At 66.2% G+C, this 19,039-nt stretch carries 18 protein-coding genes; 4 read left to right on the forward strand and 14 right to left on the reverse strand.

The window, feature by feature from the left end; genetic code table 11:
- Nucleotides 1-56: 56 nt before the first annotated feature.
- From DNK59_RS13290 to DNK59_RS13350, 13 genes are all read right to left on the reverse strand, one after another.
- On the reverse strand, nt 57-1,049 hold the full coding sequence (locus tag DNK59_RS13290; RefSeq protein WP_110723477.1) for an AraC family transcriptional regulator: 993 nt from the start codon (nt 1,047-1,049) through the stop codon (nt 57-59).
- 132 nt (nt 1,050-1,181) lie between these two features.
- The gene (locus tag DNK59_RS13295; protein WP_110723478.1) at nt 1,182-2,183 is read right to left on the reverse strand and encodes an asparaginase; all 1,002 of its coding nucleotides are present in this window, start codon (nt 2,181-2,183) and stop codon (nt 1,182-1,184) included.
- A 104-nt stretch (nt 2,184-2,287) separates the two neighbouring features.
- Nucleotides 2,288-3,727 (reverse strand): sodium:alanine symporter family protein, encoded by a 1,440-nt coding sequence (locus DNK59_RS13300; RefSeq protein WP_110723479.1) that lies wholly within the window; start codon nt 3,725-3,727, stop codon nt 2,288-2,290.
- Nucleotides 3,728-4,169: 442 nt separating this feature from the next.
- On the reverse strand, nt 4,170-5,186 hold the full coding sequence (locus DNK59_RS13305) for a Rieske 2Fe-2S domain-containing protein (protein WP_110723480.1): 1,017 nt from the start codon (nt 5,184-5,186) through the stop codon (nt 4,170-4,172).
- On the reverse strand, nt 5,183-6,322 hold the full coding sequence (locus DNK59_RS13310; protein WP_110723481.1) for a hypothetical protein: 1,140 nt from the start codon (nt 6,320-6,322) through the stop codon (nt 5,183-5,185). The genes DNK59_RS13305 and DNK59_RS13310 overlap by 4 nt, the downstream gene beginning before the upstream one ends.
- Nucleotides 6,319-7,473, reverse strand: a complete 1,155-nt coding sequence (locus DNK59_RS13315; RefSeq protein ID WP_110723482.1) for an ATP-grasp domain-containing protein — start codon at nt 7,471-7,473, stop codon at nt 6,319-6,321. Before DNK59_RS13315 ends, DNK59_RS13310 begins: the two co-directional genes overlap by 4 nt.
- Nucleotides 7,461-8,819, reverse strand: coding sequence for a F390 synthetase-related protein (locus DNK59_RS13320; protein WP_110723483.1), 1,359 nt, complete (start codon nt 8,817-8,819; stop codon nt 7,461-7,463). Before DNK59_RS13320 ends, DNK59_RS13315 begins: the two co-directional genes overlap by 13 nt.
- Nucleotides 8,809-9,663 carry an MBL fold metallo-hydrolase gene (locus tag DNK59_RS13325; RefSeq protein WP_110723484.1) on the reverse strand — a complete coding sequence of 285 codons (855 nt, stop codon included), beginning with the start codon at nt 9,661-9,663 and terminating at the stop codon, nt 8,809-8,811. The genes DNK59_RS13320 and DNK59_RS13325 overlap by 11 nt, the downstream gene beginning before the upstream one ends.
- Nucleotides 9,660-10,667 carry an NAD(P)-dependent oxidoreductase gene (locus DNK59_RS13330; protein ID WP_110723485.1) on the reverse strand — a complete coding sequence of 336 codons (1,008 nt, stop codon included), beginning with the start codon at nt 10,665-10,667 and terminating at the stop codon, nt 9,660-9,662. Before DNK59_RS13330 ends, DNK59_RS13325 begins: the two co-directional genes overlap by 4 nt.
- Nucleotides 10,667-11,686, reverse strand: a complete 1,020-nt coding sequence (locus DNK59_RS13335) for a beta-ketoacyl-ACP synthase 3 (RefSeq protein ID WP_110723486.1) — start codon at nt 11,684-11,686, stop codon at nt 10,667-10,669. The genes DNK59_RS13330 and DNK59_RS13335 overlap by 1 nt, the downstream gene beginning before the upstream one ends.
- 34 nt (nt 11,687-11,720) lie before the next feature.
- Nucleotides 11,721-12,365, reverse strand: coding sequence for a hypothetical protein (locus DNK59_RS13340; RefSeq protein ID WP_110723487.1), 645 nt, complete (start codon nt 12,363-12,365; stop codon nt 11,721-11,723).
- Between the two features lie 80 nt (nt 12,366-12,445).
- Nucleotides 12,446-13,225: a hypothetical protein gene (locus tag DNK59_RS13345; protein ID WP_256596341.1), complete on the reverse strand. Its 780-nt coding sequence runs from the start codon at nt 13,223-13,225 to the stop codon at nt 12,446-12,448.
- 133 nt (nt 13,226-13,358) lie between these two features.
- Nucleotides 13,359-13,706 (reverse strand): DUF6124 family protein, encoded by a 348-nt coding sequence (locus DNK59_RS13350; RefSeq protein ID WP_110723489.1) that lies wholly within the window; start codon nt 13,704-13,706, stop codon nt 13,359-13,361.
- 590 nt (nt 13,707-14,296) lie between these two features.
- Here DNK59_RS13350 and DNK59_RS13355 point away from each other — a divergent pair.
- Nucleotides 14,297-14,545 carry a prevent-host-death protein gene (locus DNK59_RS13355; RefSeq protein ID WP_110723490.1) on the forward strand — a complete coding sequence of 83 codons (249 nt, stop codon included), beginning with the start codon at nt 14,297-14,299 and terminating at the stop codon, nt 14,543-14,545.
- A 100-nt stretch (nt 14,546-14,645) separates the two neighbouring features.
- Here DNK59_RS13355 and aspA read toward each other — a convergent pair whose 3' ends face one another.
- Nucleotides 14,646-16,070, reverse strand: coding sequence for an aspartate ammonia-lyase (gene aspA / locus DNK59_RS13360; RefSeq protein WP_016967058.1), 1,425 nt, complete (start codon nt 16,068-16,070; stop codon nt 14,646-14,648).
- 181 nt (nt 16,071-16,251) lie between these two features.
- Here aspA and DNK59_RS13365 point away from each other — a divergent pair, with 181 nt between their 5' ends.
- The 3 genes from DNK59_RS13365 (at nt 16,252) to DNK59_RS13375 (ending at nt 19,039) form a co-directional block, all read left to right on the forward strand.
- Nucleotides 16,252-17,166 (forward strand): LysR substrate-binding domain-containing protein, encoded by a 915-nt coding sequence (locus tag DNK59_RS13365; RefSeq protein WP_167365709.1) that lies wholly within the window; start codon nt 16,252-16,254, stop codon nt 17,164-17,166.
- A 287-nt stretch (nt 17,167-17,453) separates the two neighbouring features.
- Entirely contained in the window at nt 17,454-17,945 is a 492-nt protein-coding gene (purE, locus tag DNK59_RS13370) for a 5-(carboxyamino)imidazole ribonucleotide mutase (RefSeq protein ID WP_016967060.1), read from the forward strand.
- Between the two features lie 11 nt (nt 17,946-17,956).
- Complete coding sequence (locus DNK59_RS13375) at nt 17,957-19,039, forward strand: 5-(carboxyamino)imidazole ribonucleotide synthase (RefSeq protein ID WP_092317768.1); 1,083 nt, start codon at nt 17,957-17,959, stop codon at nt 19,037-19,039.

Here is a 19,039-nt window from a genome sequence, read left to right on the forward strand (position 1 = left end):
CCGGTTTCGAAGGTCGGCAATGTAATGCAATCCGCAGCTTTATGCCGGGGTTTGTCTCAGGGTCGGAACTGGCTCGGCGCCACGCCGCTCCAGCGGATGAAGGCATGGCGAAAGCTCGCGGTTTCGCTGAAGCCCAGGGCCTCGGCAATCCGGTAGATGGGCATCTGGTCTTCGCAGAGCATCTGCTTGGCCCGCTCGAAGCGCAGCTCGTCCAGCAGTTCCTGATAGCTGCAACCCAGGTCGCGCAGATGGCGGCGCAGGGTCCGGGCCGAGCAGTTCATCTGTTCCGCCAGCCCCTCCAGCCCCGGCGCGGCGTCCAGTTGCGCCGCCAGCAACTGGCGGATGCGCCCGAGCCAGGCCTGGCGCCCGGTGAACTCGGTGTTCTGCTTGCGGCAGCGCTCGGCCATGGCCTGGTGGGTAATGGCATCCGCCAGGGGCAGGGGTTGTTCGAGCCAGTGCTGGTCGAAGGCGAAGGCACTGCTGCGGGCATTGAATTGCAGCGGGCAGTCGAAGGGTTCGCCGTAGCGTTGTTGATAGTCCGGTGCCGGGTAGTCGAAGCGTGCTCCCAACAGTGGCAGCGGGTGGCCCAGCAAGTCGTCGCAGATGACCTTCAGCGACACCAGGCAGAACTCGGTATTGAACGCCGCCAGGGCCGGATTTTCGCGGTAGCCGGCGGCGGTGAACCAGATGCGCGGGCCGTCGGCTTCCAGGCTCAGCTCGAAAAGTGTTCCCAACAGCGCCGGATAGCGCATGGCCAGGCGCAAAGCGTCACCTAAGGTGGCACTGGTGAGCAGCGCATAGCCGAGCATGCCGTAGGACGAAACATGCATGCGCCGGCCCAGCTCCAGGCCGATATCCCGTTGCAGGGCCACGGCGTTGGCGCACACCAGCATTTCCTGATTGGTGGTGATGCGGGTGTCGGCGCGGCTCAGGTCGGCGGGGTTTATCCCGCTGCCGGCCAGCAGCGCATCGCCGTCCTGCCCCTGCTCCTTGAAGGTGTCGAGCACCAGGGAAACGGCATTGAGGGTGGTGAGGTGCGAATGCAGCATGCGCAGATTCCAGCCAGGGAAAGACCCTTGACCGGAGCAAGTTGCATGCCGCCCTGCCTGTGTAGGCGCTGGCTTGCCAGCGAAGAGGCCCTCAAGACCGCCTTCGCCGGCAAGCCGGTTCCTACGGGTGGATCAGGCCAGCTCGCCGCACAGGTCCAGTTCCACCAGGCGCCGTACTTCGCTGATTTCCAGCCCGGCTCCCAGTAGCGCGTTGAGCTTGCCGAACGCCGCTTCGCGAGTCATGCCACCACCGGACAGCACACCCACGCCGCGCAGGCGGCTGCCGGCTTCGTAGATGTCCAGCTCCACACCGCCTTCATGGCACTGAGTCACGGCGACCACCACAATCCCGCGCTCATGGGCGCGCTTGAGGCTGGCGAGGAACGCCGGGTTGTCGCTGGGGCCGGTGCCGTTGCCGAAGCATTCCAGCACCAGGGCCTGGATACCGCTGCCTAGCACGCCGTCCAGCAGCTCGGCGCCGATGCCGGGGAACAGCGGCAGCACGCCGACCTTGGCCAGTTGCCTGGCCTGGCGGTATTCCAGCGCCGCAGGAAGCGCTTCGGCTTTGGCGCCGCCGCCATTGCGTCGCAGGGCGGCGAATGGATGGCGGCCGAAGCTGCGAATTTTCGCGCAGCGGGTCGGGGCCAGCAGTTCGCCGTGGAAGTACAGGTGCACCCCCGGCGCCAGGCCCTGGCCCAGGGCCAACAGGGCGCCACTGAGGTTTTCCCAGGCGTCGCTGTCGGGCACGCCGGCCGGCAGCATCGAACCGGTGAACAGCACCGGCGCCGGCAGGCCCAGCAGTTGGAAGTTCATGGCGGCGGCGCTGTAGGCCAGGGTGTCGGTGCCGTGGAGGATCAGCACGCTGTCGCAGCCCTGGTCCACGGCCTCGACCACCGCTGCACGCAGGCGCTGCCAGTAGTCGGGGGTCATGTTGGCGCTGTCGATCAGCGGCGCCATCTCGCGAAAGCGCCACGCCGGCACCCGCAGATCGGGCTGGCTGTCGAGGTAGGCGCGCATCCGCACGTCGAAACCCGACGCCGGCGCCAGGCCGTCGGCGCTGGCCTGCATGCCGATGGTGCCGCCGGTGTAGAGCACCATGACGTGCTGGGCGGCAGGGTAGGTCGAAGGGGTCATGGGATTCTCCGAAACGGTGGGTTCCTGTGGCAGCGGGCAGGCCCGCTCGCACATTTATCGCACTGTAAACCACGGGCGCAGAGGATGCGCCCGTGGTTCACCCGTCAGCGTTGCGCTGCGGGCACGCCTTGCGGCTCGGCCTGGGTGGCCGCCGAAGTTTCGGCAGGCCAGGCCTTCAGGTCCAGGTCCAGATCGGCGAATTTACGCGAGTCGAACACCGGCTGGTCGACGCCGGCGCGGCGCTGCTCGTCGTAGTCGCGCATTACCCGCAGGCCGACCTTGAACAGCATGGCCAGGGCCATCAGGTTGACGAAGGCCAGGCAGGTCATGGTGATGTCGGCGAAGGCGAACACGGTCGACAGGTCCTGCATCGAACCCCACACCACCAGCGCCAGCACCAGGCCACGGAACAGCATCAGCACGATACGGTTGCGGGTCAGGAACTGCAGGCTGTTTTCGCCCAGGTAGTAGTTGTAGAGGATGCAGGTGAAGACGAACAGCGACAGCGCGACGCTGACGAACAGGCGACCCCAGTCACCGACCACGGCGGCCAGCGAGTTCTGGGTCAGGACGATACCGTCGCCTTCGAAGCCTGGGGTGTAGAAGCCCGACAGCAGGATCAGCAGCGCGGTGCAGGTGCAGATCACGAAGGTGTCGAGGAACACGCTGAAGGCCTGGACCACGCCCTGGGCGCCCGGGTGCTTGACGGCGGCCACGGCGGCCACGTTCGGCGCACTGCCCAGGCCCGCTTCGTTGGCGAACACGCCACGCTTCACGCCCATGACGATGGCGCTGCCGAGCAGGCCGCCGAAGGCTGGATCGAGGCCGAAGGCGCTCTTGAAGATAGTCTCCAGCATGGCTGGCACGTGTTCGATCTGGGTGCCGATCACGTACAGGGTCACGCCGATGTAGGCCAGGGTCTTGACCGGGACCAGCAGGTCGGACACTGCGGCGATGCGCTTGATGCCACCGATGAAGGTGATGGCCAGCAGTGCCGCCAGGACGATGCCGGTGTGTTTCGGATCGAAGGCAAAGGCGTTCTGCAGCGAATGGGTCACGGTGTAGGACTGCAGGCCGATGAAGGCGAAGCCGTAAGTGACCAGCAGCAGGATCGAGAAGACTACCGCCATGCCTTTGAGCTTCAGGCCGTGCTGGATGTAGTAGGCCGGGCCGCCGCGGTACAGGCCGTCGCCTTCGGCGCGCTTGTAGACCTGGGCCAGGGTGCACTCGAAGAAGCTGCTGGACATGCCGACCAGTGCGGTCACCCACATCCAGAACACTGCGCCCGGGCCACCCAGGGTCACGGCGATGCCGACGCCGGCGATGTTGCCCGCGCCCACCCGGCCGGCGAGGCTGAGCATCAGCGCCTGGAACGAGCTGAGCTGGCCAGCGTTGCCTTTCAGGCTATCGCGGAACACCGCGAACATATGGAGGAAGTGGCGCAATTGGACGAAACGCGAGCGGATCGTGAAGTAGCTGCCGAGCCCGACGATGAGCACGATCAGTACTTTCCCTGAGAGGAAGTCGTTGATGACTTCGAGCATGGATTATTCCTCGCTGTTTTTTGTGTAGGCAAAAGCAGAACGGACGGAAACATTCAGTTACACCGCTGATTGCACGCACGGCAAGGCGGTGGGGCGAGCGTTCGTCCCGGTTCTATATTTCGCGGGTTGTTATTAGTTCGGGTTTCCCGTGGGGGCGAGCCTCGTTACCGACGGCTGTCCACGTGAAGAGGGGGCGCACTATACCGGTGCGCGGGCTCGCCGTCTGCATGTTGCGTGTCGAGCCGAGGAACGGCAGTGCCGACGGCGGGCTGAAACGGTTCTTGTCACGCCCTGCAACACCCCGCGAACAGGGGCCCCAAGGGGCCCGCATCAGCCCCGCGATACCTTTGCCAACCGTAGGAGCTGGCTTGCCAGCGAAGGGGCCCGCTTGAGCGGCGCCCGTCTTGAGGGCTGGTTCGCCGGCAAGCCTGCTCCTACGGGATTACAGCCAGAATTCCTCTCGGCGTTCTTGAAAGTCCTGCAGTTCACCTTGCTCCAGTAATTGCCGGATCCACGGCCCCAGCAGATCCAGCGAGCTGTCCAGGGGCGTGGGCCGCTGCCAGCGCAGCGGCACCTGGGCGAAGCGTTGCTGGTTGGCGCTGACCTGTTCGAGGATCTGCCGGTCCTGCTTGAGGATCACCTTGAACAAAGGCTGCAGCACGCCGCGCTTGAGCCAGCCCGGCAGGCGGCCCCGGGCCGTGGCGATGCGCGCGAACAGCCGCAGTTGGCCCTCGGCGGCCGGGCTCAGCCAGGCGCTGACCAGCAGGTTGAGCCGGCCCTGGCGGTCGCGGTATTCGATTTCCGCCAGCCCCGGCAGGCGGAAGCGGCCCATGCTGAGGCCGCGTTCACCCTCGAACAGCCGCGAAATCAGCCCGGATTGGGTGCCTTCTTCGCTGTACTGCGCTTCAACCCCGTCATCCAGCTGATGCACCCAGGCGCGAATGCGCTGGCGCTGGCGGTCGTGGCGAATCCACCCGGCGTGCACGAAATGGGTGTGGAAGCCGTCGAGGAAGTTCTCCGCGGCGTCCTGCAAGCTGCATTGCACCCGGTCGCTGATCCAGAACACATCCAGGGCCTGGGCCTGTTCGGCGGCGGCCACCGGTGGCGCGCTGGGTCGCTCGCTGGCCAGGCTGGCCCACACCAGCCCCTGGGCTTCGCAGCTGTGCAGGGGTTGCAGCAACGGCTGGCTGCAACGCTGCTGCGCCTGGCCGGGCAACTGGGTGCAGCGGCCCTGGGGGTCGAAGCGCCAGCCGTGATAGGGGCACTGGATTTGCCCGTCGCGCACCCGCCCGGCGCTCAGTGGCGCGAAGCGATGGGGGCAGCGGTCCGGCAGTACGGCGGGGGCGCCGTTGGCGGCGCGGAACAGCACCAGCGGCACGCCGTGCAGGGGGCAGGCCAAAGGGTGCTTGCGTAGCTGCTGGCTCAGGGCGACGGGCCACCAGCCCGAGTGACTGTTCACAGTTTGAGCTTCCTCATCAGCGGTACGCCTATCCGTTGCAACAGCAGGCCCATCAGTTGCCACACCAGCCTGCGCGGCCGGGGCAGGTGGGCGACGTGGATCAGGCTGTATTCGATCTCGGGCTGGCCACCGCGCAGGCGCTTGAAGGCCGCCGCGCCGGAGCTGAAGTTGAGCACCTGCCGTCGTTCCGCCGCCTCTTGCAGGCACAGCCTGGTCAGTTGCCGGTACAGGCCGGCGCGCTGGGGCAGGGCGGTGTCGTAACCGACGATGGGGGTGCTGATCAGGCTGCTGTTGGCGAACCAGCCCAGGGCACCGTCGATGCGCCCCTCGGCGTTGCGCAGGGCGCGCACTTGCAGCCAGCCCTCGGCCTGCCCGCGTTGCAGCCATTGGGCGCTGTAGTGGGGGTTGAGGCGGCTGTATTTATCCAGGTACAGCAGGTTGTACAGCTGCTCGATGCGCTGGAAGTCGGCCTCGTCCAGCTCGCTGCCGGGCACCACCGTATACGGGCTGCGGCGCAGCAGGGTGGCGTCCAGGCGGGTGTTGTGGTGGCGCAGGAAGGCGGAGTTCTCGCCCTCGCGGCCGTCGAACAGGTACACCTGGCGGCTGGGAATCGCCAGGTAGCCCAGGGCTTGCAGGCGCTTGCGCAGCTCGTGGTTGCTGAAGTCGTTGAGCGAGCGAAAGCCGAAGCCGTGGTCGGGAAACTGTCGGCGCAGCAGTTCGGTGATGGCCGGCAAATCCGCGCCGTCCCAGTCGGGTGGGTAGAGGTTGGTGGACAGCAGCCAGTTGTTGACCTGCACCAGCCGGTCGACCTTGGCCGCGCTCAGCAGCCGGTCCACGCCCTGAGTCAGCAGCTTCAGCGGCCAGGCCAGCCAGGGCCGTTTCAGGCGTTGCAATTCTTCCCGGGCGTAGCCGCTGTAGGCGGTTTGCGGCGACACCACGTAGCAGTTATCCACAGGGTCGTGGCCGTGGTTGATGCTTACCGGAAACTGCTGGTGGCCGGTGTCCAACAGCGCCAGGGCGGTGCTGACATTGCCGATCAGCGCGCCGCCGGCGCAGGTGCGCACGTACTGCCGGGCGTGGCTGTCGTCGGCGCTCGGCGCTTGCTGGGCCAGCTGTTCGGGCATCAGCAGCTTCATCGGCGCGGTGCTCCCAGGGGCTGGCCGTTCCACTCGATGTCGGCGGTGGAGGCGGCCAGCAGCCCGCAGCGGCGGGTCAGGGCGCGGCCGATGATCTCGCCCAGGCTCAGCAGCTGGGCAGTCAGCGGGCCGCGATCGCCGTCCTGCACTATCACGTCCCGGGCTTGTTGGTAGTCGTGCCAGAACGCCCGGCTCAAGAGCCGTTGCGGCGCCGCCAGGAGCAGCATGGCCAGGGCGATCATCCGGGGTTCCAGGGTCGCTTGCAGCGTCTCGCTGGCTTCGCTGCCGAGCGCCGCCACCAGTTGCAGCCGCTGGTCGTCGAACAGGTGCACGCCGCTGGTGGCCCTGGGGTTGCACTCCAGCACATGGAAGCGGCCTTGCTGGTCCTCGATAAAGTCAAAACCCACTTGCCCGGTGTAGCCGGTGGCCCGGCCGAACTGTTCCAAAAAGGCGCGGATCGGCGCCGGGGCACCGCTGTGGAAGTAGATCCCCGAGCCGCGTCCGACCCGGTAGCGCGGCTGGTAGCTGCTGTGGGCGCGCAACTGGCCGTCCACCAGCACGCTGAAACTGCAATGTTCCTGGCCGGGGACAAACTGCTGGGCCACCCAGGGCGCCTCGGTGCTGGGCCGGACCTTGGCCAGTTGCGCCGGGCTCGGGCGGATCAGGGTCTGGGAGGCGAAGCGCGAATAGGCCGGCTTGAACACCAGGGCGTCGTGCTCGGCCGCCAGAGCCTGCACCCCGGCCGGGTCGTGCAGCACCTGGGTCGGTGGCGCGGCCACATCCCAGCCTCGGGTCATGGCGGCGAAATCGCCCTTGTGGTGCAGGCGGTGCAGCAACTCGAAATCGCTGGTGAACACCCGGCACAGCGGGCGCAGGCGCTCCAGGCCGTGGGCCAGGTAGAACACCTCTTCGCAGGTGGGCAGCAGCAGGTCGATGGCCTGTTGGCGGATCACCCCGGCCAGGGCTTCGATCCAGGCATCCGGGTCGTGGCGCGGCTCCGGCAGGCGCACGAAGTGCCGGGCGGCGCGGCTGAAGCGGCTCAGGGGTTGGGCCAGGGAGTCGGCCACGGTCACCGTCCAGCCGGCTTGGCTAAAGGCTCGGGCCCATTCCAGGCAGGCCGGGGCGCGGGCGCCGAGAATCAGTACATGCATGGCAGTCCCTCGGGCAGTTGCAGCATCAGCAGGCGGCGTCTCTTGGTCTGTGGCGGCGGCGCTTGCCAGTGGCCGAAGCTCAGGCTCGGCGGCGCTAGCGTCTGTTGTGCACACAGCTCGGCCAGTGCCTCGCGCAAGCGCTGGCACAGCTGGTGGTAGTCGCCCGAGGCGCGCAGGTTGATCTGCCAGAGCAGGCCGCGCTGGTGAATCTCGTATTCCTCAAGCGCTGCGCCAAGCATCAGCAGGGCCCGGCGCAATAGGTCGGGGTAGAGCGGTGCCAGCGTCTGGCCGTCGAGCCGGGGCAGCCAGAGAATCTCGTCGGCGCGGCCTTCCACGGCGGCGATGGCCCGCTCCGCGCGGCCACAGGGGCAGGGCGCCTCGGCCACCCGCAGGATGTCATTGAGGCGATAACGCACGATCAACTGCGTACGCCGGGAGAAGTCGGTGATGATCGGCTGAAAGCGCGTGCGCTCAGGGTCCAGCCACTGCGGCTCGATGTGCAGGTGGCTTTCATTCAGGTGCAGGGTGCCGGCCTCGCAGCTGTAGCCGAGAAAGCCTTCGCTGGCCTGATAGATCTGCCGGGGCTGGCGCCCGAAGGCTTGCCGGACCAGCTCGGCGTCAGTGCGTTCCAGCACTTCGGCCACCGACAGAATGTGTTGCGGGCGGATCGTCAACTGCCCGGCCAGAGCGGCCTGGGCCAGCCCGCGCAGCACCGTGGCCGGCGCCACCAGCACGTCCGGTTGCTGCTGGTTGAGGCGCTCCAGGGATGCGCCCAGCCCCAGGGTCAGGTCATGAAAGGCAAAGTCGATGCGCCGGCTGGCCAGGGTGGTGTACAGGCGGCTGTTGGCCCGCAGGAAAAAGGCGATGCGCAGCGGCGCCAGCCACGGGCACAGCAGCCGGGGCAGCAAGGCCCGGGGCAGGGTCCGCGCCAGCAGGATGCCGGCCCAGCGCTGGCGCTCCAGGCTGCTGACCAGGAACACCCCCTGGGCCCCCGAGGTGCCGCTGGACAGGCCCACGGTGATATCCCCCAGGGTCGGGCTGAAGTCCCGTGACTGTTCCGCTTCAAGGGCCACCGGCAGCACCTGCTCCAGGCGCAGGGCGCGGGTGTTGAAGCCGGCGAAGTCGCTCATCAGCGCTGCCTTGTCCATGATCGGCAGGCTCTGCAGGCCGTCGTGGGTCAGGCCGTTAAAGCGCTGCCCAAGGGGCAGGACCTTGGCCATGAAGTGCCGCAGGCGCCGGGCTTGCCAGGCTTCCAGCCGCTCGCGGCGGCGAAAGCGCAGCACGTAGCGGCTGAAGACGAAGGCGCCGATGCTGCGCAGGGTGCCCAGCAGGCGTTCACTGTTCATCGGCAAACGCCTTCCAGGCCTGGGTGCAATGGGACGGCAGCACCGCCACCGCTGGCTCGCGGCGGATCAACTGGCCCAGGCCGCGATAGGTGCGCACGTAGTGCTGACGGTCGGCGCTGGCAAACCACAGCGCCGGCGCGGCAGGCAGGCGCTCGGCGCGACAGGCCGGCACCGACCAGCAGGCGTCGGCCACCAGGAACACCGGCCGGCCCTGGGCGTCGGGGATGAACAGTCCCAGTTGCCCTTCACTGTGCCCCGGCAGCGGCACGCCGATCAGGCTGCCATCGCCGAGCAGGTCCAGGCCTTGCTCGAAGGGCGCCATCCAGCCCGGCAGGGCGCAGCTGGGGCTGGCGTCGGCCAGGCGCAGGCGGGCGCTGAAGTCGTCCGGCAGCAAGCCCGGCAAATGGCCGCCGAGGGTGGCGCGCCAACGCTGGCCGCGCAGGCTTTCTATATGCCGGTAATCGGCTTGCAGGGCGATGAAGCGCGCATTGGCAAAATCCCGCAGCCCGGCGATGTGGTCGGCGTGGAAGTGGGAAATGATCACCTGGCGAATATCCCCCGGGCCGATGCCCAGCTCATGCAACTGCGCGCCCAACTGTTCCACCACGGGCAGTTGCACCGGCACCGCGCTGCGGTACAGGCGTTCGGGCAGGGCGCGGGTGGCCTGGAAGAAGTGTTCGGCGTAGCCGGTGTCGTACAGAATCCAGCCGTGCTCGGGGTGCTGGATCAGCCCGCACAGCGCCGGAAACTGCACCGGCGCCAGGCGCCCGCCACGGTCGGCCATGCATTCCAGGTGCTGGCACCAGCCGGCCCGGAGGATCTTCAAGCGCACGCTGCGGCTCATGGTCGTTGCCTCTGTTGGGCCCGCCACCATTGGGCGTGCTGGAGGATGCCCTGTTCCTGGCTGATCACCGGGCGATAGCCAAGCTCGCGCTGGATGGCGCTGATGTCCAGGGTCTGACTGAAGGCCAGGACGCCGGCGCCGTAGCGGGTGATCAGGGGCTCGGCGCCGTTGCCCAGGCGCGCCTTGAGTTCCAGCAGGTGCGCCACGCCATGCACCAGGGGCCAGGGCAGGCGGCGGGTGCGCAGCGGCAGCTGGAAGTGCTCGGCCATCTGTTGCAGCAGGTCCTTGAAGGCCAAGGGGGTGCCGTTGCTCAGGTTGTAGACGCACAGCGGGCGCGGCAGGGGCTGGGTCAGGGCGAGCCATACGGCATGCACCAGATTGTCGACGCAGGTCAGGTCCAGCTGGGCCCGGCCGCCGCGCATCAGCGGAATCGCCCCGCGTTGCATCACCCGCAGCAGGCGCGGCATCAGGGTTGCGTCCCAGGGGCCGAACACCGCCCGGGGCCGCAGGATCACGCATTCGGGCAGCTTGGCGTCTGCCAGCAGGGTTTCGGCCTGGGCCTTGCTGCGGGCGTAGTCGTTCACCGGTGGTGGCAGCGGCTGGTCCTCGCGGATGCCCAGGCGGTCGCTGAAGTTGAAATACAGGCTCGGGGTGGAGATATGCACCAGCCGCGGGATGCGGTTCTTGCCGCAGGCGTGGATCACCTCGGCGGTGGAGTCGAGGTTGGCCCGGGCAAAGGCCTGGGGCGAACCCCAGGGCGAGGACAGCGCGGCGCAATGCACCATGGCGTCATGCCCCTGGCTGGCATCAGCCAGCAGGCGCTTGGTCAATGGGCTGCCGTGCTCCAGGGGCAGCCAGCGTACCGGCGCTGGGCTGTGGGCAATCACCTCGGCCGCGGCCTCGGGGTTGCGTCCGCTGAACTGCACTTGGCAGCCTTCGGCGGCCAGCTTCCAGACCAGATGCCGACCGATAAAACCGGTGCCGCCGGTGACCAGGATCTTCATCAGAACTCCAGGATCATGCCGCCGAGGGACAGGCCCGCGCCGGTGCCGATCAGCAGCAGGGTCTGCCCGCGTTGAATGCGCCCGTCGCGCACCGCGATGTCCAGGGCGGTGGGCAGCGAGGCCGCCACCTGATTGCCGTGCCGGGCAAAGATATCGATGACTTTGTCCGGCCCCAGGCTCAGGCGCTTGGCCGCGTGCTGCATGGCCTGCTGGCTGGCTTGATGGGGGATGACCCAGTCGATATCCCCCAGTGTCAGCCCGGCTTGCTGCAGCAAATCGTCCAGCAGCTCGGGCAGGTGCTTGGCGGCGAGGCGGAACACGCCCTTGCCCTGCATGGCGAAGCTGGTCAGGGGCTCGAACGGCACCTGGATGCGTCGCGGATGAAAGCGTGAACCGCCGGCGGGGATCTGGCACAGCGCCGCGCCTTCGGCGTAGGTCTTCAGGCGCGAGGCGAGGAGCTTCTGCCCGCCATGGCCCGGGCCCAGGACCACCGCCGCCGCGCCATCGCCGAAGATCCCGCAGACTTCCACCTGCCGCCAGTCCAGCCCGCAGGAGGCGATGTCGGCGCACACCAGCAGCACGCGTCGGTAATGCCCGGCCTGGATCGGCCAGGACAGGGTATCCAGGGCGGCGATAAAGCCCAGGCAACTGGCGTTGATGTCCATGGCCGGGATGCCCGACTGGCCCAGGCCCAGCTCCCGTTGCAGCAGCGCGGCGTTGCAGGGCATGCCCTGGTCCTGGGTGCCGCTGGCGCAGACGATCAGGTCCAGCTGATCCAGCGCCAGGCCCGCCGCTTCCAGGGCCTGGCGCGCGGCACTGGCGCCGAGGCTGGCGGCGGTGTCCGCAGGATCGGCGACGTGGCGTTGCTGCACTCCGCTGATGCGCGCCACGCTGCCGGATTCCAGGCCCAGTTGATGGTCCAGCTCGGTACTGGTGACCACCCGCTGTGGCAGGGCGTGGCCGGTGCCGAGGATGGCTAGCGCGCGGGCGGTGCGCGGGGAGGACGCTGATGTGTGCATGCAAATTCCGTTTGTGGGGCTCGGGGTGAGGTGATCAGTTGGCGCTCGGCGCCACCGGGCACTTGCTCAGAAAGGCTTGCAGCCCTTGCTGATATTCCTCGGCGTCCATCAGTTCACTGTGTTTGGCGATGCGCCAGGCCTGGCCCTTGCGCTGCATCTGGGCATCGGCCAGATCGTAGAAACTGGCTGCTTCGCGCAGGTACACGACCTGCTCCCAGGTTAGGCTGTTCCTGGCTCGGGGAGCTTTGCTCAGGGTCAAGCCCTGGTCGTCGAAGCTCAGGTGGTAAATGCCCTCGGCAGCCTTCAGGCGTGCCCGCAGGCGAGCTTCGATCAGCCGCTGATTCAGCCCCCGCAGCGGTTTGCGCTGGCGGGTGCGGGCTTGCAGGCGTTGGATCAGGCGCCCGGAAAAGCGCCACCAGAGCGGGATGAAGATCAGCGCGCAGAGCACCAGGGCGATGATCTTTTCCGGGGTGAAGCGCCGCTCGGGAAAATACAGCGCCAGGGGCGCGACGATCAGGCACAGCAGCAGGATCAGCGGGCCAAGCAGGCGCCCCTGCCAGCGCGAGGTGGCGCTGGCGATCCGCGTCTGCAACTGGTCCTGCTCAAGCAGCGCCTGGGGCAGGGTTTCGGCAAGCCGGGCTTCGGTGTGGGCCGGGGTGAGGCGGTACTGCAATTCCATGGCGGCTGAATCCGAGGTCCGTGTTCGGTGGGGGCGGCAGTTTACCGATTTCTGTTGTGCGGGGAGCAGCGGTTCGTTGCTCAGGCGGGGAACTGCTCTATATGCCGCTCCACCCACTGGTGCAGTCGGTCAGCGAGCGGCTGCCGCTGCTGCTGGAAGTGGTCCTGGCAGCGATTGAAGAGCGGGTCCTGATTGATGCGCATGGCCAGTTCGACGGGGCTTTCGCTTTCGGCATGGGCGGCCCGCAGTTGTTGCTGGCGTTGGTCGGCCTGTTCCAAGGTTTCCGCCAGGACCTCCAGCTGCAGGTGGCGCAATTGGGCGACGGCCTGGGGCAGATGAAAGTGCAGGGCGCTGTCGAAGCCTTCCCAGCCCTCGAAGGCCAGCCATTCGTGCAGGATCATGAAGCAGCGCGGTGCCGGGGCCAGCGCCTCCAGTCGTTGGAAGTCCAGCCAGTACTGGCGCGGCAGTTGCTCGGCGGTTTCGATGGCCTGGGCGATCAGGTCCAGGGCCTGGGCTTGATCCCGGTGATGCTTGCGCAGGATGCGCTGGGTCAGGCTGAAGCGTGCTTCTTCTATAGCGAGCAGGGCGCGGTTCAGATCGTAACCGGCGTTGTGCAGATGTTCCCGGGCTAGCTCTGGGGGCAGGCCGGACTTATCTACCAGCACCTGCAGCAGTTCGGTTTTGTACAACTCGGCGGCGTGCTGCGGATTATTGGCGCAACGGGCGAGCAGGGCCTGGGCGTGGCGCAGGCCGATGGGGATCAGCTTGCGTAGCTGTTGCAGAGCTTGGGTGTGCGTCGGGTCCATCGACAGGGTGCCTTGGTGGTCATTGCCGGTGGCGGCGGGAGGCTGATTATCCACCGCGCCGGGCAAAACCTGTAGCCGCTGCCGCAGGCTGCGAACGGCCCGAAGGGACGCGGGGTTCTCAAGATCGCTGAAGGTCCTGCGGACCTTTTCGCAGCCTCGCGGGCTCGGCAGCGGCTACAGAGGTGTATCAGGGGCGGGCGCCGTCGAGCAGGGCGTCCACCACGGCGCGGGCCATTTCCACGGAATGCACCATGGACCAGATCAGCCCGCGCTCGATGCCGCTGGCCCGTTCGGTGATTTCATCGGACACCTCTTCGGCGCATTTGAGCAGCAAGGAAACATGCATCAGGGCGTCTTCGGCATTCACCTGGGGTTGCACGGCGAACAGCGGGCGGCCCTGGCCATCGCGCAGGCCGAACGGGCGATGGCGGGTGCCGTGCAAAGCGGCCAGCAGGTTGGCGTTGGCGCGATCCAGCTCCGGGTCGCGGCGCGGACGATCGGTGGGCAAGGGTGGATCGGGGACGAGCTTTTTCATGAGACTGGTTCCTTTAGCAATTGAAGAAACCGCCGGATCTCACTTCCACATGAGAGGGTGGCAGCCGTGCGCAGGTGTGGAAGACCGGGCTAAAGGAACCGGCGCACCCGAAGGTGCCCTACGCACAGCCGCCATAAATCGAGTTCACCCAAGCGGCATTGGCAAGGGTGTTCGAATGAGACGACTGCACGTCCTTTATCCCAGACTTCCACATCCGGGCCGCTGATTTTGCAGCGGCACCGGGAGACTGCCTGATCGTTCGAAGGGGTACAAGGCGCTCAAAGGCGTGGGGGATTCTCTCGGATTTGCCCTACAAAACAAAGAGACTCTGCTTCGCTATGGCGTGGCTTCGCCTGACAAATCTCGGCTTTTATCCAGGTAAAGAGCGGCACAACGGCCGATCAAAGAAGCAGAACAATGATTTGATATTTAATGAAATCAGGCTTTGATGCTCGGTCTGTATCTGGGCTGTATGTAGTGTGTGGTGGAAGCCGGCAGGATTCAGCTTAAGGAGTCCTGAGCGGCCAAGTTGCAAAGGACATTCCTTAGCAGGGCTGCGAGCACGTCGCAAATTCCAGGAGGCTTCACTCATGCGCATTGAAACTGTTGGCTTTTTAAAACAGTACGCATCCGACCTGCCTCTAGAGGAGCCAATGGTCGTCACGCAAAACGGTGTGCCTGTTTACGTTGTCGAGTCTTACGTTGAGCGTAAGCGCCGCGACGAGGCAGTGGCGTTGGTGAAATTGCTCGCAGTCAGTTCGCGCGAGTACGCCCAAGGCAAGCACTGTTCGACTGATGAGCTCAAGGCTCGCCTGAGCAAGAGGTTTGCCCACAAATAAAAAAAAGGGCCTGGAGACGAATCTCCAGGCCCTCAAGAGGTGAGAGGTGTCTAGTCCCTCGACCTGGTGAGCGGTGTTGCGTGTTTCGGTGTCGCGATGGTTACGCCTTCAGCGGAACCAGGCGCGGGGCAATCATGTTTTCCGGACGCAGGATGTCGTCGAGCATGGCGTCGTCCAGCAGGCCTTCTTCGCGCACCAGTTCCAGTACGCCGCGGCCGCTTTCGAGGGCGATGCGGGCGATACGGGTGGCGTTTTCATAGCCAATGTACGGGTTCAGCGCGGTGACCAGGCCGATGGAGTGCTCCACCAGTTCGCGGCAACGGGCTTCGTTGGCGGTGATGCCGGTGATGCAGTGCTCGCGCAGCATGTCCATGGCGCGTTGCAGCAGGCGGATCGAGTCGAAGATCTTGAAGGCGATCAGCGGCTCCATCACGTTCAGTTGCAGCTGGCCGCCTTCGGCCGCGATGGTCAGGGCCAGGTCGTTGCCGATGATCTGGAACGCCACTTGGTTGACCGCTTCCGGAATCACCGGGTTGACCTTGCCGGGCATGATCGAGCTGCCGGGCTGACGCGCTGGCAGGTTGATTTCGTTGATGCCGGTGCGTGGGCCGCTGGACAGCAGGCGCAGGTCGTTACAGATCTTCGACAGTTTGACCGCGGTGCGCTTGAGCATGCCGGAGAACAGCACGAAGGCGCCCATGTCGGAGGTGGCTTCGATCAGGTCGGCGGCTGGCACCAGCGGCTGGCCGCTGATGGTGGCCAGGCGTTGTACGGCCAGGGCCTGGTAGCGCGGGTCGGCGTTGATGCCGGTGCCGATGGCGGTGCCGCCCAGGTTGACTTCGGTCAGCACTTCCGGGGCCAGGGTCTTCAGGCGGGCCAGGTCTTCGCTCAGGGTGGTGGCGAAGGCCTTGAACTCTTGGCCGAGGGTCATCGGTACGGCGTCTTGCAGCTGGGTACGGCCCATTTTCAGGACGTGGCTGAATTCTTCACCCTTGGCGGCGAACGACTGGATCAGGCTGTCGAGGCTGGCCAGCAGGGCGTCGTGGCCCAGCAGCAGACCCAGGCGGATCGCGGTCGGGTAGGCGTCGTTGGTGGACTGCGCCATGTTCACGTCGTTGTTCGGGTGCAGGTACTGGTATTCGCCCTTGCTGTGGCCCATGGCCTCCAGCGCGATGTTGGCGATGACTTCGTTGGCATTCATGTTGGTCGAAGTGCCAGCGCCGCCTTGAATCATGTCCACCACGAACTCTTCGTGGAAGTCGCCACGGATCAGGCGGGCACAGGCCTCGCTGATGGCGGCATGCTTGGCTTCGCTCAGATGACCCAGTTCGCGGTTGGCGTCAGCAGCTGCCTGCTTGACCATTGCCAGGGCCACGACCAGTTTTGGGTAGTGCGAAATCGGAACGCCGGAGAGACGGAAGTTGTTCACCGCTCGCAGGGTCTGGATGCCGTAATACGCTTGAGCCGGTACTTCGAGTACGCCAAGCAGGTCTTTTTCTGTGCGGAAAGATGCAGCGGAGGACATGACGGAGATCATCTCGGTAGGGACCCGGTCTGTGCCGGGAACGCTGCGAATCCTAGGCCGAAGGGAATTTTTGGGCCAATGCTGTTAAACACTGGGCTATGCATATTCGGCATAATGCCGGTGTGACGCCGGGTTGCCGGCGAGCGTGTGACCTAAAATGGTGCGTGTCCGGGAGGACGTGATGAATCTGGAAAGCAAATGGCTTGAGGACTTCAGTGCCCTGGCCGCCACCCGCAGTTTTTCCCAGGCTGCCGAGCGACGTTTCGTGACCCAGCCGGCCTTCAGCCGGCGCATCCGCAGCCTGGAAGCGGCCCTGGGCCTGACCCTGGTCAACCGTTCGCGCACGCCGGTGGAACTGACGGCGGCGGGGCAGTTGTTCCTGGTCACCGCGCGGACCGTGGTCGAACAGCTCGGCGAGGTGGTGCGTCACCTGCATCATCTGGAAGGCGGCCAGGGCGAGGTGATGCAGGTGGCGGCGGCCCACTCCCTGGCGCTGGGTTTCTTCCCGCGCTGGATCGCGCAACTGCGCAACGAAGGGCTGAACATCGCCACGCGGCTGGTGGCCACCAACGTTGGCGACGCGGTGCACGCCCTGCGCGAAGGCGGCTGCGACCTGATGCTGGCCTTCTATGACCCGGACGCGGCCCTGCAGATGGACTCGGAAATCTTCCCCTCGCTGCACCTGGGGCACACCGAGATGCTGCCGGTGTGCGCCGCCAACCCCCAGGGCAAGCCGCTGTTCGACCTGGAAGGGGAATCCAGCGTGCCGCTGCTGGCTTACAGCGCCGGGGCCTTTCTCGGGCGTTCGGTGAATCTGCTGCTGCGCCAGCGCAACCTGCGTTTCACCACGGTTTATGAAACCGCCATGGCCGACAGCCTCAAGAGCATGGCCCTGGAAGGGCTGGGCATTGCCTGGGTGCCGCAGTTGAGCGTGCGCGCCGAGCTGGCTCGGGGCGAGCTGGTGGTATGCGGCGGCGCCCAATGGCATGTGCCGCTGGAGATTCGCCTGTACCGCTGTGCCCTGGTGCGCAAGGCCAACGTGCGCTTGCTCTGGCGCAAGTTGGAAGGCGCCGCCGCGCAAGCCGCGGCCGTGTAGGTGCTGGCCGGGCTGGCGGTGATCGCCCGGCTGGCCTCTTCGCTGGCAAGCCAGCTCCTACGAGGGGTAGGGGATTGACCTTGGAGTCAATAAAACCGGGGTTCTGCGCTGGAAATACTTTGTTTTGCAGATGGTCGGCGAAAGTGCGTTTAGCGCGGCTTTTTCGGTATACTGCGCGGCCTTCGGCCGGTTCGTCCGGCCATAATTCGTACAGTCAAGCCACGCATTTTCGCGTGGCTTGTTGTTTTTGACGCGCCCGCGGGCGCCCAGAGAGAAGAGGCACGACGATGAGTGCACTGGTTGGCGTGATCATGGGCTCCAAGTCCGATTGGTCCACCCTTAGCCACACCGCCGATATGCTGGAAAAGCTCGGCATCCCTTACGAGGTGAAGGTGGTGTCCGCCCACCGCACCCCGGACCTGCTGTTCCAGTACGCCGAAGAGGCTGAGGCGCGTGGCATCGAGGTGATCATCGCCGGTGCCGGTGGCGCGGCGCACTTGCCGGGCATGTGTGCGGCCAAGACCCACCTGCCGGTGCTGGGCGTGCCGGTGCAGTCGTCGATGCTCTCGGGCGTGGATTCGCTGCTGTCCATCGTGCAGATGCCCGCTGGCATCCCGGTCGCCACCCTGGCCATCGGCAAGGCGGGGGCGATCAACGCGGCCCTGCTCTCGGCGAGCATCCTGGGCGCCAAGCACCCGCAGTTCCATGCGGTGCTGAAAAAATTCCGTGCTGAACAGACAGACAGCGTCCTGGACAATCCAGACCCGCGCGTCGCCTGAGGTTGTTGACGATGAAGATCGGTGTAATCGGTGGCGGCCAGTTGGGCCGCATGTTGGCCCTGGCGGGGACTCCGCTGGGAATGAACTTCGCTTTCCTCGACCCGGCGCCGGACGCTTGTGCCGCTGCCCTGGGCGAACACCTGCGGGCCGACTACGGCGACCAGGATCACCTGCGCCAGCTGGCCGATGAAGTGGACCTGGTGACCTTCGAATTCGAGAGCGTGCCGGCGGAAACCGTGGCCTTCCTCTCGCAGTTCGTGCCGGTCTACCCGAGCGCCGAAGCCCTGCGCATCGCCCGTGATCGCTGGTTCGAGAAGAGCATGTTCAAGGACCTGGGGATTCCTACCCCCGAGTTCGCCGACATCCAGTCCCAGGCGGATCTGGATGCCGCGGTGGCGCGCATCGGCCTGCCGGCGGTGCTCAAGACCCGTACCCTGGGTTACGACGGCAAGGGTCAGAAGGTCCTGCGCAGCGCCGCCGACGTCGAAGGCACCTTCGCCGAACTGGGCAGCGTGCCTTGCCTGCTGGAAGGCTTCGTGCCGTTCACCGGTGAAGTCTCGCTGATCGCCGTGCGCGCCCGTGATGGGGAAACCCGTTTCTACCCGCTGGTGCATAACACCCACGACAGCGGCATCCTGCGTCTGTCGGTGGCCAGCAGCGATCACCCGCTGCAGGCCCTGGCCGAGGACTACTCCAGCCGCGTGCTCAAGCAGCTGGATTACGTCGGCGTGATGGCTTTTGAGTTCTTCGAAGTGGACGGTGGCCTCAAGGCCAACGAGATCGCCCCGCGAGTGCACAACTCCGGGCACTGGACCACCGAAGGCGCCGAGTGCAGCCAGTTCGAAAACCACCTGCGGGCGGTGGCCGGTCTGCCTCTGGGCTCCACGGCCAAGGTCGGTGAGAGCGCAATGATCAACTTCATCGGTGAAGTGCCGCCGGTGGATCAGGTCATCGCCATCGACGACTGCCACCTGCATCACTACGGCAAGGCCTTCAAGGCCGGGCGCAAGGTCGGCCACGCCAACCTGCGCTGCGCCGATCAGGCGACCCTGCAGGCGCAGATCCTCAAGGTGCAGGCGCTGATCGCCGAGTAA

Origin of the sequence: Pseudomonas sp. TKO26, from assembly GCF_003225665.1 — a bacterium.
Taxonomy (GTDB): domain Bacteria; phylum Pseudomonadota; class Gammaproteobacteria; order Pseudomonadales; family Pseudomonadaceae; genus Aquipseudomonas; species Aquipseudomonas saponiphila.